At 54.1% G+C, this 14,986-nt stretch carries 11 protein-coding genes; 10 read left to right on the forward strand and 1 reads right to left on the reverse strand.

The features are described 5' to 3' along the window. The first annotated feature begins 46 nt into the window (after positions 1-46). The 3 genes from PXC00_RS05545 (at position 47) to PXC00_RS05555 (ending at position 2,682) form a co-directional block, all read left to right on the forward strand. A complete protein-coding gene (locus PXC00_RS05545) occupies positions 47-1,330 on the forward strand; it encodes a UDP-N-acetylglucosamine 1-carboxyvinyltransferase (protein ID WP_275845643.1) in 1,284 nt (427 codons plus the stop codon). A 79-nt stretch (positions 1,331-1,409) separates the two neighbouring features. After that, positions 1,410-2,201 carry an MBL fold metallo-hydrolase gene (locus tag PXC00_RS05550; RefSeq protein ID WP_275845644.1) on the forward strand — a complete coding sequence of 264 codons (792 nt, stop codon included), beginning with the start codon at positions 1,410-1,412 and terminating at the stop codon, positions 2,199-2,201. 1 nt (position 2,202) lies between these two features. Then, the gene (locus PXC00_RS05555; RefSeq protein ID WP_275845646.1) at positions 2,203-2,682 is read left to right on the forward strand and encodes a 23S rRNA (pseudouridine(1915)-N(3))-methyltransferase RlmH; all 480 of its coding nucleotides are present in this window, start codon (positions 2,203-2,205) and stop codon (positions 2,680-2,682) included. Positions 2,683-2,777: 95 nt separating this feature from the next. Here PXC00_RS05555 and gdhA read toward each other — a convergent pair whose 3' ends face one another. Then, the gene (gdhA, locus tag PXC00_RS05560) at positions 2,778-4,109 is read right to left on the reverse strand and encodes an NADP-specific glutamate dehydrogenase (RefSeq protein ID WP_275845648.1); all 1,332 of its coding nucleotides are present in this window, start codon (positions 4,107-4,109) and stop codon (positions 2,778-2,780) included. 487 nt (positions 4,110-4,596) lie between these two features. On the opposite strand from gdhA, the gene dapF reads away from it, so the two are divergent. The 7 genes from dapF to purB all read left to right on the forward strand — a co-directional run bounded on the left by dapF (position 4,597) and on the right by purB (position 14,973). Then, the gene (dapF, locus tag PXC00_RS05565; protein WP_275845650.1) at positions 4,597-5,430 is read left to right on the forward strand and encodes a diaminopimelate epimerase; all 834 of its coding nucleotides are present in this window, start codon (positions 4,597-4,599) and stop codon (positions 5,428-5,430) included. 30 nt (positions 5,431-5,460) lie between these two features. After that, a complete protein-coding gene (locus PXC00_RS05570; protein WP_275845652.1) occupies positions 5,461-6,672 on the forward strand; it encodes an LL-diaminopimelate aminotransferase in 1,212 nt (403 codons plus the stop codon). 135 nt (positions 6,673-6,807) lie between these two features. Continuing rightward, complete coding sequence (locus PXC00_RS05575; protein WP_275845678.1) at positions 6,808-7,884, forward strand: carbamoyl phosphate synthase small subunit; 1,077 nt, start codon at positions 6,808-6,810, stop codon at positions 7,882-7,884. Continuing rightward, positions 7,881-11,099: a carbamoyl-phosphate synthase large subunit gene (gene carB, locus PXC00_RS05580; RefSeq protein ID WP_275845654.1), complete on the forward strand. Its 3,219-nt coding sequence runs from the start codon at positions 7,881-7,883 to the stop codon at positions 11,097-11,099. Before PXC00_RS05575 ends, carB begins: the two co-directional genes overlap by 4 nt. Before the next feature lie 206 nt (positions 11,100-11,305). Next, complete coding sequence (gene purC, locus PXC00_RS05585) at positions 11,306-12,010, forward strand: phosphoribosylaminoimidazolesuccinocarboxamide synthase (RefSeq protein WP_275845656.1); 705 nt, start codon at positions 11,306-11,308, stop codon at positions 12,008-12,010. Positions 12,011-12,051: 41 nt separating this feature from the next. Further along, a complete protein-coding gene (gene purF, locus PXC00_RS05590; RefSeq protein WP_275845658.1) occupies positions 12,052-13,500 on the forward strand; it encodes an amidophosphoribosyltransferase in 1,449 nt (482 codons plus the stop codon). Between the two features lie 42 nt (positions 13,501-13,542). After that, entirely contained in the window at positions 13,543-14,973 is a 1,431-nt protein-coding gene (gene purB, locus PXC00_RS05595; protein ID WP_275845660.1) for an adenylosuccinate lyase, read from the forward strand. The last annotated feature ends 13 nt before the right edge of the window (positions 14,974-14,986 follow it).

Consider the following 14,986-nt stretch of genomic DNA (forward strand, 5'->3'; position numbering starts at 1 on the left):
AGGCGTTTCTTGCAGGAAGATTATCAAGGAATGGAGTTGGCAGAACTTGGACAAGTTCTTGATTAACGGCGGCAAACAGCTGAAAGGAGAGGTGATGATCAGCGGTGCCAAAAATGCGGCCATCGCGATTATCCCCGCAGCGATTCTTTCAGATGAACCTTGCAGAATAGAAAATGTTCCGCATATTAAAGATGTCAACGCAATGGTTGGCATTCTGCACGACATGGGGGCGGATATCCGCTGGATGAACCGCTCGACGCTGCAGGTGGATGCGCGCCCCATTAACACGTACGTGGCTTCCTATGAGCTGGCGCGCCAGATGCGCGGCTCCTATTATCTTCTGGGGGCGCTGCTTGGGCGCTTTCACCATGCGGTAGTTTCCATGCCGGGCGGCTGTGACTTCGGCGTGCGGCCGATTGACCAGCATTTGAAAGGCTTTTCTGCACTTGGCGCGGAATATACGCTGGAAGGCGGCATGGTCAATGTTTCCGCACAGGAGTTGCGCGGCAGCAGCATTTATCTGGATGTGGTTTCGGTTGGAGCAACCATCAACATCATGCTTGCCGCAGTGAAGGCTTCTGGTGTGACTGTGATTGAAAATGCAGCGAAAGAGCCGCATATCGTTGATTTGGCAAATTTCCTGAACACGATGGGGGCGGATATCCGCGGGGCAGGCACGGATGTTATCAAGGTCTACGGCGTGGAACATCTGCGCGGTGTGACGTACTCCATTATTCCCGACCAGATTGAGGCGGGCACATACATGGTCGCCGGGGCGGCCACGCACGGGGATGTGACCGTGACCAACGTGATTCCCAAGCATTTGGAATCCATCACGGCAAAACTGGAGGAAATGGGGCTGGAAGTAACCGAATATGATGAGGCAGTGCGGGTGCGCTATGTGGGCAAGCTGAACAAGTGTAACATCAAGACGATGCCGCATCCGGGTTTCCCTACGGATATGCAGCCGCAAATTACGGTTTTGCTTTCGCTTGCAAACGGAACCAGCATTGTTAACGAAAGTATATGGGACAACCGCTTCCGTTATGTGGATGAACTCAAACGTATGGGTGCGCAGGTTTCTGTTGACGGGAAACTGGCAGTTGTGGAGGGAATCGATCACCTGAATGCGGCTCCTGTAAAGGCAACGGATTTGCGTGCCGGCGCAGCTTTGATTATTGCAGCTCTGGCGGCGCACGGAACCTCTGAAATTGAGCGGATTCGCAATATTGAGCGCGGCTACGAGCATATCGTCGAAAAGCTGCAGGGAATTGGAGCGGAAATCCGCCGCGTTACCGTGCAGGACAAGGAAGAAGCGCAGGCTGTCTGATTTTTGTGGACAGTGTTTTGGCGGGGCGGGCGAAGCAGATCGCGCCGTCCTGTTCTTTTGTGCGGAAAGGGAGGGGCTCATGGCCAGATTTTGTCCGTTGTTCAGCGGCAGCAGCGGAAACAGTTATTACATAGGCTCTGCTACGGAAGGCATTTTGATGGATGCGGGGCGCAGTGCCAAGCAGATTTCCGAGAAGCTGGATCTCTGCGGGATTCCGCGAGAGGCAGTTCGCGGTATTTTCGTTACCCATGAGCATACCGACCATGTGCAGGGGTTGCGCGTGCTGGCAGGGCGGCTGAAAGTGCCTGTGTTCGCTTCTGCCGGAACCATGCAGGCACTGGATCAAATGGGGATTCTAAATGGAAAGTTTCCTGTACAGGTGCTTGATGAGCAGGGCACAGACTTTGCCGGGATGCGGATTCGCCCGTTCCATACGTCACATGACTGCGCGGAAGGGTACGGTTACTGTGTGGAAACAGCAGATGACCACCGCGTCGCCTTTGCAACGGATTTAGGGTACTATTCCGATGAAGTGCAGGAGCACATTACCGGTTCGGAGCTGATTGTTTTGGAGTCAAACCATGATATTGGTATGCTGCAGAACGGCCCGTATCCGTATCCGCTCAAACGCCGTATCCTTTCGGATCGCGGGCATCTTTCCAACGCGGCCTGTTCGGAAGCAGTCACTGGTTTGGTTCGCAGCGGAACGGCGCGGATTTTTCTGGCGCATTTGAGTAAGGAAAACAATACGCCCGATCTTGCGCGTGCCACAAGCCTTTGCGCGCTTTCACAAATGGGTGCCGAGCAGGGCAGAGATTTTCTGCTGGAAGTGGCACCGCGTGAGAATCCGGGAAAGGTGACGGTGTTTTAGTATGCAGAAAGTGCAGATTGTCTGCATTGGCAAGCTGAAAGAAACCTATTGGCGGCAGGCGTGTGCAGAGTATGAAAAACGGCTGCGTCCGTTTGTGGATTTTCAGATTCGGGAACTGCCGGAATGCCGCCTGCCGGATGCTCCGTCGCAGGCACAGATTGACGCAGCGCTGGAAGAAGAAGCGGTGCGGATTCTGGAAGCCTGCCGTGGCGGCGAGGTGATTCCGCTTTGCATTGAGGGCAAAGCGTTGGATTCCCCTATGCTGGCGGCACATTTGCAGCAGGCGGCAAATGAAAGTGCCGGGCGCATATCCTTTGTGATTGGCAGCAGCTTCGGCTTGGCTTCTTCTGTTAAGCAGGCCGGGCGGCTGCGCCTTTCTATGTCGCCCATGACATTTCCGCACCAGCTGGCGCGAGTGATGCTCTGTGAGCAGATTTACCGGGCATATCAGATTTTGCATCACGGAAAGTATCATAAATAATAGAGAAACAGACGAAAAAGACGCTTTCGGCAATTCCGAAAGCGTCTTTTCTTTCATACAACTCTTTTTCGTCCATCCAAAAGGCACCTATAGGGTCAGACGGCACCTTGCGCAAGCATCGCATCCGCAATTTTCAGGAAACCGGCAATATTGGCGCCGCTGACGTAATCCGTCGGCTTGCTGTATTCCTTTGCTGCCGCCGCGGTGTTGGCAAAGATGTTCTCCATAATCGATTTCAGTTTGCTGTCCACTTCGTCAAAAGTCCAGCTGTAGCGCATACTGTTCTGGCTCATTTCCAGCGCGCTGGTGGCAACGCCGCCGGCATTTGCCGCTTTTGCCGGCCCAAACAGAATGCCGTTTTCCTGCAGGCAGGCAATTGCCTCTAGCGTACTCGGCATATTGGCACCCTCAGCGACGGCGAAGCAGCCGTTTTTCACCAGTGCTTTGGCGTCTTCCAGGTTCAGCTCGTTCTGGGTGGCACAGGGCAGCGCAATGTCGCACGGCACTGTCCAGACGCCACGCCCCTCGTGGTATTCGGCATTCGGGCGGTATTTTCTGTACTCGGTCAGGCGGGCGCGGTTCACTTCTTTGATTTCCTTGATGGCATTCAAGTCGATGCCTTCCGGATCATACACCCAGCCGGTTGAGTCGCTCATGGTCACAGGCTTTGCGCCCAGCGCAATTGCCTTTTCTGCGGCGTAAATCGCCACGTTGCCTGCACCCGAAATTACAACGCGCTTGCCTGCCAGGGACTTCCCATTTGCCTGCAGCATGGCGTTTGTGAAGTACAGCAGACCGTAGCCGGTGGCCTGCGTGCGCGCCAGACTGCCGCCATAGGTCAGTCCCTTACCGGTGAGCACACCGGAAAACTCGTTGCGGATGCGCTTGTACTGACCGAACAGATAGCCGATTTCCCGCGCACCGACGCCGATGTCGCCGGCAGGTACGTCAGTGTCCGGTCCTATGTAACGGTAGAGTTCTGTCATGAAGGACTGGCAGAACGCCATGACCTCCCGGTCTGATTTGCCCTTCGGGTCGAAGTCAGAGCCGCCCTTGCCGCCGCCGATGGGCAGGCCGGTCAGGCTGTTTTTGAAAATCTGCTCAAAGCCCAAAAACTTCAGAATCCCGAAGTTCACACTGGGGTGCAGCCGCAGACCGCCTTTATAGGGGCCGATGGCGGCGTTAAACTGCACGCGGTAGCCGCGGTTTACCTGCACATTTCCGTTGTCATCCACCCAGGTGACGCGGAACCGAATCGCACGATCCGGTTCGGTCAGGCGCTCCAAGATACCGGCTTTTTCGTACTCCGGATGTTTGGCTAGAACCGGCTCCAGCGACTGGAGCACTTCGGTAACAGCCTGGTGGAATTCCGCTTCGCCCGGGTTTTTCTGCAAAACGGTTTCCAGTGTTCTGCTTACATACGACATAGATATTGCCTCCTGTAAATTTGTTGTGCATAGCCAATGCACATTTTCTTACTTGTCCAGTTTAGCATAGCAAAGTGGATTTTACAACAAAAACTTTAATTCTGTATACTCTTTTTGCAGGATTTTCACAGTAAGCATGGAAAGAGCGCAGCCGGGAAGTCTGTGCGCGGCGGGAGCGCCGCAGCAGAAAAATACAACCGCAGCCGACCAGACTTGCAGAATTCCACGCATCTTTTCCAAAAGAATTCGGCTATTTCGCCGGAAATATCCTGAAAAATGGGGGGATACTGAAATCTGTTTTCTCTTTCATGCCGGTGATGGTGGGCAAAGCGGCAACTTTCCATGCAAAAACAATTGACAGCCAATCGAAAATAGAATAGAATAATAACAGCGTCAGACAGCAATATTGAAATTTTGCGGCAAGGAGGTGTAATTTTTTACAGCAGCCTTGCCGCATTCTTTATTTTTTGCAGGTGGAGGGCGGAAAATGAAATTCACAAAGATGCAGGGAATCGGCAACGATTACATCTACATCAACTGCTTCCAGGAAAAAGTGGAAAACCCATCCGAGCTGAGCGTACGGTTGAGCGACCGCCGCTTCGGAATCGGTTCGGACGGCATCATTTTGATTAAACCGAGCAGCAAAGCAGACTGCGAGATGGACATTTATAACGCGGACGGTTCCCGTGCCATGATGTGCGGAAACGGCATCCGATGCGTCGGCAAATATGTTTATGATCGCGGCATTTGCAGGAAAAATCCTCTGCGTGTCGATACCCAGAGCGGCGTGAAAACGCTGTACCTGCACGTCGAAAACGGCGCGGTACAGACCGTGCGTGTGGACATGGGAGCACCGATTCTTGCGCCTGCGGAAATTCCGGTGACGCTGCCGGGCGAACGTGCGGTGAACGTGCCGTACACAGTCAGTGGCAGGGAAGAGCACATCACCTGCGTTTCCATGGGAAACCCGCACTGCGTGCTTTTTGTGGAAGATGTAGATGCGCTGAATTTGGAGAAAATCGGCCCGGCGTTTGAGCACGCGCCGATTTTTCCGCAGCGTGTCAATACGGAATTTATTCAGGTGCTCAGTGACCGGGAAGTCAGGATGCGCGTCTGGGAGCGCGGCTCAGGAGAAACCTGGGCGTGCGGCACCGGCGCTTGCGCGGCGGCGGTGGCCTGCGCGCTGAACGGAAAGACCGGACGGAAGGTTTTGCTGCACCTGCGCGGCGGGGATTTGACCGTCACTTGGGAGGAAACCTCCGGAACGGTCTTTATGGAAGGCCCGGCGGCATTCGTCTTTGACGGTACAGTGGATGTGTGAGGTACTTTACAGAAAGGGGTAACGGAACGGATGGTAAAAGTCAATGAGAATTTTGTGAAGCTTCCGGCAAGTTATTTGTTTGTGGAGATTGCGAATAAAGTCAATGCATTTCAGCAGAAAAACCCGGAAAAGGAAATCCTGCGGCTGGGAATTGGCGATGTGACCCGCCCGCTGGTAAAGCCGGTGGTGGACGCCATGAAACAGGCCGCGGATGAAATGGGACAGGCGGAAACCTTTCGCGGTTACGGTCCGGAGGCAGGCTATGCGTTTCTGCGGGAAACCATTGCCGCACACGATTATCAGAATCTGGGCATTTCGGCGGATGAAATTTTTGTAAGCGACGGCGCCAAAAGCGATACCGGCTCCATCGGCGATATTTTTGGTCTGGACAACACTGTCGCGGTGTGCGACCCGGTTTATCCGGTTTATGTGGACACCAATGTCATGGCGGGCCGCGCGGGTGACTTTACCGAGGGAAAAGGTTGGAGCAAGATTGTGTATATGCCTTGCTTGGAGGAAAACTATTTTTTGCCCGCCCTTCCGGAAACCGTGCCGGATCTCATTTATCTCTGCTTTCCGAACAATCCCTCCGGTGTGAGTATGCCCAAGTCGCAGCTGCAGATGTGGGTGAACTATGCGAATGAACATGGCTCTGTCATTCTTTATGATGCTGCTTACGAGGCATTTGTTGTAACACCCGGCGTGCCGCACAGCATTTTTGAGTGTGAAGGGGCGAAGACTTGTGCCATTGAGTTTCGCAGCTTTTCCAAGACAGCCGGTTTTACCGGTACGCGCTGCGCGTTTACCGTGATTCCTAAGGAACTGAAAGCAGACGGCGTTTCTTTGAACCGCCTGTGGGATCGCCGCCAGTCCACCAAGATGAACGGTGTGTCTTACCCGGTGCAGCGTGCCGCGGAGGCGGTTTACTCATCGGAAGGGCAGAAGCTGGTGCGCGAAAACATCGCGTATTATCAGAATAACGCCCGCATTATTTTGGAGGGCTTAAAAAAGGCGGGCTTCACCGTTTACGGCGGTGTGGACTCCCCTTATGTATGGATGAAGGTTCCGCAGGGCATGACCAGCTGGCAGTTCTTTGACGAATTGCTGACGAAGTGCGCGGTGGTTGGTACACCCGGCTCCGGCTTTGGTCTGCATGGGGAGGGCTTCTTCCGTCTTACTTCCTTTAACACAAAGGAAAACACAGAAAAAGCAGTTCAGCGCATTGTTGAACAGTTCAAATAGGCAGAAAATGAATACTCCCTCAGAACGCCAGATGACATTGTCCCGCGGCTGGGGGAATCATTGTGTCTGCGGAGGTCTGCGGCGTTTCCATAAGCTGCAGGAAAAGAATACTACAAAGAAATGGCTGGTGATTTCATGAAAGCATTGCTGATGCTTGAAAACGGAGCGACTTTTTCCGGAACCGGTTTTGGGGACGAGCATGATGTGCTGTGCGAAGTCGTATTCAACAGTGCGATGTGCGGTTATCCGGAACTGCTGACCGACCCCTCTTACGCAGGGCAGGGTGTGGTGATGACCTACCCGATGATTGGAAACTACGGGATTTGCTACGAGGACGCAGAATCGTCCAAACCGTGGCTGCGCGCTTATATTGTCCGTTCCGTTTCCAATGCGGCAAGCAATTTTCGCTGCGATGTGGATTTAGACGCTTACTTAAAGGCGCACCATGTGCCGGGTCTGCAGGGCATTGATACCCGCGCCCTGACACGTCTGCTGCGGGAAAGCGGCACTATGCGCGGCATGATTGCTTATGGGGACGGTGCTGACCCGGCGCAGATGAAGCGGAAAATTGAAGCCTACCAACTGGAGTCCTGTGTGCCGCAGGTCAGCGTGCGCGGCGGCAATGTTTACGGTGACGGTCCCGTAAAAGTTGCCTTGCTGGATTACGGTGTCAAGAGCAACATCATCCGTTCGCTCGTTGCGCACGGATGCACGGTCAAGTGTTTTCCGTGGGACGCGGCTTTTGAGGAACTTATGGCGTGGCAGCCGGACGGCATTATGCTGAGCAACGGACCCGGCGATCCGAAGGCGTGCGGAAAGGCAATTGCAGAGTTAAAGAAAGTATATGCGGCGGGCGTACCGACTTTTGCCATCTGTTTAGGTCACCAGCTCATGGCGCTGGCACAGGGGTTCGATACGTACAAGCTGAAATACGGTCACCGCGGCATTAACCATCCGGTCAAAGACCTTTCCACAAACCGCGTGTACATTTCCTCGCAGAACCACGGCTTTGTGGTGGACGAAAAAACCGTTGACCCGGCGGTTGCGCAGGTCAGCTTTATCAGCATGAACGATGGCAGCATTGAGGGGCTTCGCTACGCGAACGGAATGTGTTTTTCCGTACAGTTTCACCCGGAGGCGTGCGGCGGTCCGCGCGACACGGGATTTCTGTTTGACCGCTTTTTGAAAGTAATGGGAGGTGAGCGGCTGTGAGTAAACGTCCGGAAATTAAAAAAGTAATTATCATCGGTTCCGGCCCAATTATCATCGGACAGGCGGCAGAATTTGACTACGCCGGCACGCAGGCCTGCCGCGCTCTGCGCGAGGAGGGAGTCGAGGTAATCCTTATTAACTCGAACCCGGCGACCATCATGACGGACAAGCAGATTGCAGATAAGGTGTACATCGAACCGCTGACCGCGGAAACTGTCAAGAAAGTCATCATTAAAGAAAAGCCGGACAGCATTCTGCCGACTTTGGGCGGACAGAATGCGCTGAACCTTGCGGTGGAGTTGGAGGAGTCCGGCTTTTTGAAAGAACACGATGTGGAAATGATCGGCACCAGTGCCGACACTATCCGCATGGCAGAGGACCGTGAGCTTTTCAAGGAGGCCATGGAACGCATTGACCAGCCCTGCGCGGAAAGCGAAGTGGCGGAGGATGTGGATGCCTGCTTGAAAATTGCGGAGCGCATCGGTTATCCGGTGATTGTCCGGCCGGCTTACACCCTCGGCGGCAGCGGCGGCGGCATCGCCGACAACCGCGAAGAGCTGGAGGAGATCGCCGCGCTCGGTCTGCAGCGCAGCCGCGTGCATCAGGTGCTGATTGAGCGCAGCATTGCCGGTTGGAAGGAAATCGAGTATGAAGTCATGCGCGACCACAACGGCAACTGCATTACAGTCTGTAACATGGAAAATTTTGACCCGGTCGGCGTGCATACCGGTGACTCGATTGTGGTGGCACCCTGCCAGACGTTGGCGGATAAGGAAACGCAGATGCTGCGCACTGCGGCGCTGGACATCATTACTGAATTGGGGGTAGAGGGCGGCTGCAACGTGCAGTTTGCCCTGAACCCCAACAGCTTCGAGTACTGCGTGATTGAGGTTAATCCGCGTGTCAGCCGTTCTTCCGCGCTGGCGAGCAAGGCGACCGGTTACCCGATTGCCAAAGTGGCAAGCAAGATTGCACTGGGTTATACATTGGATGAAATTAAAAACGCCATTACCAAAAAAACCTTTGCCTGTTTTGAGCCCACTCTGGACTACTGCGTTGTGAAAATTCCCAAGTGGCCATTTGACAAATTTGTGGGCGCGGGCCACACGCTGGGCACGCAGATGAAGGCAACCGGCGAAGTCATGGGCATTGCGCCGAACTTTGAGATGGCACTGATGAAGTCTGTGCGCTGCCTGGAGCAGAATCTGTACAGCCTGCGGGACCCGGCGCTGCAGCCCCTTTCGGATGATGAAGTGGTACAGCGACTGCACAATGTGGACGACCGCCGCCTGTGGACCTGTGCGGAGGCACTGCGCCGCGGTGTTTCTCCGCAGACAGTGCATGACATTACGAAAATTGACTTGTGGTTCCTCAGCAAGATTTCTGCCATTGTCGAAACGGAGCACGCACTGGAAACGCAGTCCTTGACCGAAGAGCTGCTGCTGCGGGCAAAAGATTTCGGCTTTCTGGACCGCACAGTCAGTGAGCTGTGCGGCAAGTCCGTGGAGGAACTGCGCCGCATGGAGGACACATGGGGCATTCATCCGGTATATAAAATGGTTGACACCTGCGCGGCAGAATTTGACGCGGAAACGCCGTATTATTACTCCTGCTATGGCTCTCAGAATGAAGTGAACCCCAAGTCAGACCGCAAGAAGATTATGGTCATTGGCTCCGGCCCAATTCGCATTGGACAGGGCATTGAGTTTGACTTCTGCTCGGTGCACAGTGTGTGGGCGCTCAGGGATTTGGGGTATGAAACCATTATCGTTAACAATAATCCGGAAACCGTTTCGACCGACTTTGACATTGCCGACAAACTGTACTTTGAGCCGCTGACACCGGAAGATGTGCTGCACATTGTGCAATTGGAAAAGCCGGACGGCGCCGTGTGCCAATTCGGTGGTCAAACTGCCATCAAGCTGGCGGCTGCCATTGAAAAGATGGGTGTGCCGGTGCTGGGCACTTCCAGTGACAGCATTGACCTGGCGGAGGATCGCGAGCGCTTTGACGAGATTCTTAACACCTGCCGGATTCCGCGGGCGGCGGGGCGCACAGTCTTCACCTGTGACGAAGCGATTGCGGCGGCGCATGAACTGGGCTATCCGGTTTTGGTGCGGCCTTCCTATGTGCTGGGCGGGCAGGGAATGCAGATTGCCTATTCCGACGAGGACATTGTGAACCAAATCGGCATTATTAACCGCATTGCGCAGGAACACCCGATTCTGGTTGACAAGTATATCATGGGCACAGAAGTGGAAGTGGACGCGGTTTGTGACGGTATTGATTCGGTGATTCCCGGCATCATGCAGCACGTGGAGCGTGCGGGCATTCACTCCGGCGACAGTATTTCTGTCTATCCGCCGGTCAGCATCAGCGAGGAGGCGCAGGAAACGATTGTTTCCTATACACGCCAGCTTGCTATGGCGCTGAAGGTCAAGGGTCTGCTCAACATCCAGTTTATCGTCAAAGACAATGTGGTGTATATTATTGAGGCAAATCCGCGTTCTTCCCGTACGGTGCCGTACATCAGCAAGGTAACGGGAATTCCCATTGTGCCGCTGGCGGTGAATACATTCTTCGGCAAAACCCTGCCGGAGATGGGATACCACTATGGCTTGCAGAAACCGCATGACTATGTGGCCATCAAAATGCCGGTGTTTTCCTTTGAAAAAATCAGCGGTGCGGAAATTAACCTGGGACCAGAGATGAAGTCAACCGGCGAGGTGCTGGGCATTGCGCGCACTTATAATGAAGCGCTGATTAAGGCGTTTTACGGTGCGGGTGTCCATATGATTGAGAACGGCCGCGTGGTAATCACGGTGAAAAACAGCGACAAGGAGGAAGTCCTGCCGATTGCAAAGGGGCTTTACGACTTGGGCTGGACCATTTATGCCACGGCAGGTACATCGGAATTTCTAAACGACCATGATATTCCGACCATCCGTGTCTGCAAGATTGGCAAGGGCGAGCGCGACACGCTTTCCCTGATTACTTCCGGAAAAATCAATCTGATTATCAACACGCCGACCACGACGGCACAGCACAGCCGCGACGGTTTTGCCATCCGCCGCACCGCGGTGGAGTGCGGCGTCACCTGCCTGACCTCTTTGGATACTGCCAACGCATTTTTGACCTGTGCGCGGCAGGTGCAGACCACCCAGCTTAGCGTGGTGGACATTACGCGCGTCAATACGTTTTTAAATTTGGTGTAACCCTGTCCTTTTTGATACAGGTTCTGGGAGCGTTTTTTCAGACAGCTCCCGGCGGCTTTCAGGACGGGCTGCCGGTTTGAAAAAACTGCTCTGCTTCAGCCAAAACCACTGCCCTTCTGTGACACACTTGCGGCGGGCGGTGGATTCCTTCTTTTGTCTGTCCGATTTATCATCTATCTATAAAAGTAGCAACGGAGGTATTTTCTATGGAAAAGAAAGAACAGCTGTACGAAGGCAAAGCAAAAAAGGTTTTTGCAACTGACGACCCCGACCTGTGTATTGTTTCTTATAAGGATGACGCAACTGCATTTAACGGCAAAAAAAAGGGTACGATTGTCGGTAAAGGTGTTGTAAACAACAAAATGAGCAACTTTATGTTCAAAATGTTGGAAAAGGACGGCATCCCGACACACTTTGTACAGGAGCTCAGCGACCGCGACACGCTGGTGAAAAAGGTGCAGATTGTTCCGCTGGAGGTCATTATCCGAAACGTGGCGGCCGGCTCTTTCTCAAAGCGCCTCGGGGTGGAAGAGGGCACCGTACTGAAATGCCCGGTTCTGGAGTTCTGCTACAAATCCGACCCGCTGGACGACCCGATGGTCAATGATTCGCACGTGCTGGCCATGGGTTGGGCTACTGAAGAAGAAGTCAGCACCATTAAAAAAATGGCACTGCGTGTCAACGAGCTGATGAAGGCATTCTTCCTTTCCGTCAATATTGACCTCATCGACTTCAAGCTGGAGTTTGGCCGCTTTCAGGGACAGATATTGCTGGCGGATGAAATCAGCCCGGACACCTGCCGTTTTTGGGATGTAAAAACGCATGACAAACTGGACAAAGACCGCTTCCGCCGCGACCTTGGCGGTGTTGAGGAAGCTTACGCGGAGGTTATGAAGCGCATCGGCCTGTAAGCGAAAACCGAAACGGCTGTAAGTGAGGAGGGCGAAACTTTTTGCTCAGTGAATTTGCGTACGAACAAAAGCCGCATGAGGAATGTGGTGTATTCGGTATCTGCAGTCCGGATGCTTCTGTCAATGTGGCGTATGCTTCCTATAACGGGCTGCTTTCGCAGCAGCACCGCGGGCAGGAAAGCTGCGGTATTGTGGTCAACGACCGCGGCGTGATGGCTTACTCCAAGGAAATGGGACTGGTAAGCGAAGCTTTCAATAAAAAAGTACTGGACAGTCTGCCGGGACAGATGGCGTGCGCGCATGTGCGCTACTCGACAGCCGGAGCCAGTGTGCGTGAAAACGCACAGCCGCTGGTGATGCGCTATGTTAAAGGAACCCTTGCCATCGCGCACAACGGCAACTTGACCAATGCGTATGAGCTGCACGAGGAATTGGTAAGAAAAGGTTGCATTTTTCAAACTACGATTGACTCGGAAGCCATTGCGTACCTGATTGCGCAGGAACGTGTGAATGCCCCTTCTATTGAGGAGGCGGTTCGGCGCGCGCTGCCGCGCATTGCGGGCTCTTATTCTCTGGTCATCATGAGTCCGCAGAAGCTGATTGCGGCGCGTGACCCCAACGGTTTCCGCCCACTGGTGATTGGCAGAATTGGGGAAAGCACCTATCTGTTTGCATCCGAAACCTGTGCACTGGACGCCTGCGGTGCATCCTTTTTGCGCGATGTGGAGCCGGGGGAAATTGTGATGGCGGACCGCGGCGGTCTGCATACGGTGCAGCAGCCGACCAACCAGCGCAAGTCGCTTTGTGTGTTTGAATACATTTACTTTGCGCGGCCAGACAGCATCATTGACGGCATCAATGTGTATGAAGCACGCAAGCGTGCCGGCCGGCTGCTGTGGCAGCAGAACCCTGTGGAGGCAGATATGGTAGTTGGTGTGCCGGAGTCGGGAATCGACGCCGCCATCGGTTACGCGGAGGCAAGCGGCATTCCGTATCAAAAGGCGATTGTCAAAAACAACTATATCGGCCGCACCTTTATTAAGCCGACGCAGGGTGAGCGGGAACGCAGCGTGCGGCTGAAGCTCAACCTGATTCCCAATGCTTTCCGCGGCAAGCGCGTGGTTTTGCTGGACGATTCCATTGTGCGTGGCACGACCTGTGCGCATATCGTTACCATGCTGCGCGACGCCGGTGCCAAAGAGGTTCATCTGCGCATCAGTTCGCCGCCGTTTCAGTGGCCGTGCTATTACGGAACGGATATTCCGGATAAAGACAGCCTGATTGCGTGTCAGCATACGGTGGAAGAAATCGGCAAAATGAGTTTTGCGGACACCATCGACTATCTGCACGTTGAAAATCTGGCGCCGATGCTTGGCTTGCAAGACGGGTTCTGCGACGCCTGCTTTACCGGCAAGTATCCGGCGCCGACGCCGGATGTTTCGGTTGCGGATAAGAAGTTCGATTATTCCATGCCGATTCAGCGGGTGTGAAGCCGCAGCGCATAAAATCATTTGTTAGGAGGAATTCTGCACTTGAAAGATACGTATGAATCCCCGCTTTCCGCGCGGTATGCGGACCGGGAAATGACTTATCTGTTTTCGCCGGACAAAAAGTTTCGTACCTGGCGGCGGCTCTGGATTGCTTTGGCCGAAGCTGAAAAAGAGCTGGGTCTGCCCGTTACGCAGGAGCAGATTGACGAGATGAAGGCACATCAGGACGACATCAATTACGAAGTGGCAGAAGCCCGTGAAAAGGAAGTCCGCCATGACGTGATGAGCCATGTGTATGCATTCGGTGTGCAGTGTCCGAAGGCAGAGCCGATTATCCACCTGGGTGCGACTTCCTGCTATGTGGGGGACAACACCGATATTATCATTATGACAGAGGCACTGCAGCTTGTTGAGAAAAAGCTGGTAAGTGTTCTGCGTGTGCTTGCAAAGTTTGCAAGAGAGCAGAAAGACCAGCCCACCTTGGCGTTTACGCATTTTCAGCCTGCCCAGCCGACCACTGTCGGCAAGCGTGCAACGCTGTGGATGCAGGACTTGCTGATGGATTTGGAGGATGTGCGCTATCAGCTCAGTAAGGCGAAACTGCTGGGCAGCAAAGGAACCACCGGCACGCAGGCAAGTTTTTTGGAGCTGTTTGACGGCGACCACGAAAAAGTGAAGGCACTGGATCGAAAGATTGCGGAAAAGATGGGCTATGCCGGGGTGTTTCCGGTGTCCGGCCAAACGTACTCCCGTAAACTGGACAGCCAGATGCTCAGCGTCCTTTCGGGCATCGCGCAGAGTGCCGCGAAGTTCAGCAATGACATCCGCCTGCTGCAGCATCTGAAGGAGGTGGAGGAGCCGTTTGAGAAAAAGCAGATTGGCTCCTCTGCTATGGCATATAAGCGCAACCCCATGCGCAGCGAGCGCATTGCATCGCTGTCCCGCTATGTGGTTGCTGTTGCGCTGAATCCTGCCATGACAGCTTCCACCCAGTGGTTTGAGCGCACTCTGGATGATTCCGCCAACAAGCGTATTTCTGTGCCGGAAGCTTTCCTTGCGGTGGACGGAATTCTGAATTTGTACCGCAATGTGGCAGATGGCCTGGTGGTGTACCCGAAAGTCATCGCGCAGCACCTTTGGCGCGAACTGCCGTTTATGGCGACCGAAAACATCATGATGGATGCGGTGAAGCGCGGCGGTGACCGCCAGCAGCTGCATGAACGGATTCGGCAGCATTCCATGGCTGCCAGCAAAGTGGTGAAAGAGGACGGCGGGGAAAATGACCTGCTGCAGCGCATTGCGCAGGATTCGCTGTTCGGTGTCACACTGGAAGAACTGCAGGAAGTCGTGAAGCCTGAAAAATATGTGGGGCGCGCACCGCAGCAGACGGTGGAGTTTTTGGAAGAAACCGTCGCACCGGTTTTGGCGCAGTATGACGGTGTGGCAGACAACGCGGTTGCCATCAATGTTTGACATCCGCAGACTG

It is taken from the genome of Caproicibacterium argilliputei, from assembly GCF_029211325.2.
Classification (GTDB): Bacteria; Bacillota; Clostridia; order Oscillospirales; family Acutalibacteraceae; genus Caproicibacterium; species Caproicibacterium argilliputei.

What these genes read in the sequence shown, in the direction of transcription:
- PXC00_RS05550 (WP_275845644.1), top strand. Translation starts at nt 1,410, where the DNA reads ATGGCCAGATTTTGTCCGTTGTTCAGCGGCAGCAGCGGAAACAGTTAT.
- PXC00_RS05555 (WP_275845646.1), top strand. Translation starts at nt 2,203, where the DNA reads ATGCAGAAAGTGCAGATTGTCTGCATTGGCAAGCTGAAAGAAACCTAT.
- gdhA (WP_275845648.1), bottom strand. Translation starts at nt 4,109, where the DNA reads ATGTCGTATGTAAGCAGAACACTGGAAACCGTTTTGCAGAAAAACCCG.
- dapF (WP_275845650.1), top strand. Translation starts at nt 4,597, where the DNA reads ATGAAATTCACAAAGATGCAGGGAATCGGCAACGATTACATCTACATC.
- PXC00_RS05570 (WP_275845652.1), top strand. Translation starts at nt 5,461, where the DNA reads ATGGTAAAAGTCAATGAGAATTTTGTGAAGCTTCCGGCAAGTTATTTG.
- PXC00_RS05575 (WP_275845678.1), top strand. Translation starts at nt 6,808, where the DNA reads ATGAAAGCATTGCTGATGCTTGAAAACGGAGCGACTTTTTCCGGAACC.
- purC (WP_275845656.1), top strand. Translation starts at nt 11,306, where the DNA reads ATGGAAAAGAAAGAACAGCTGTACGAAGGCAAAGCAAAAAAGGTTTTT.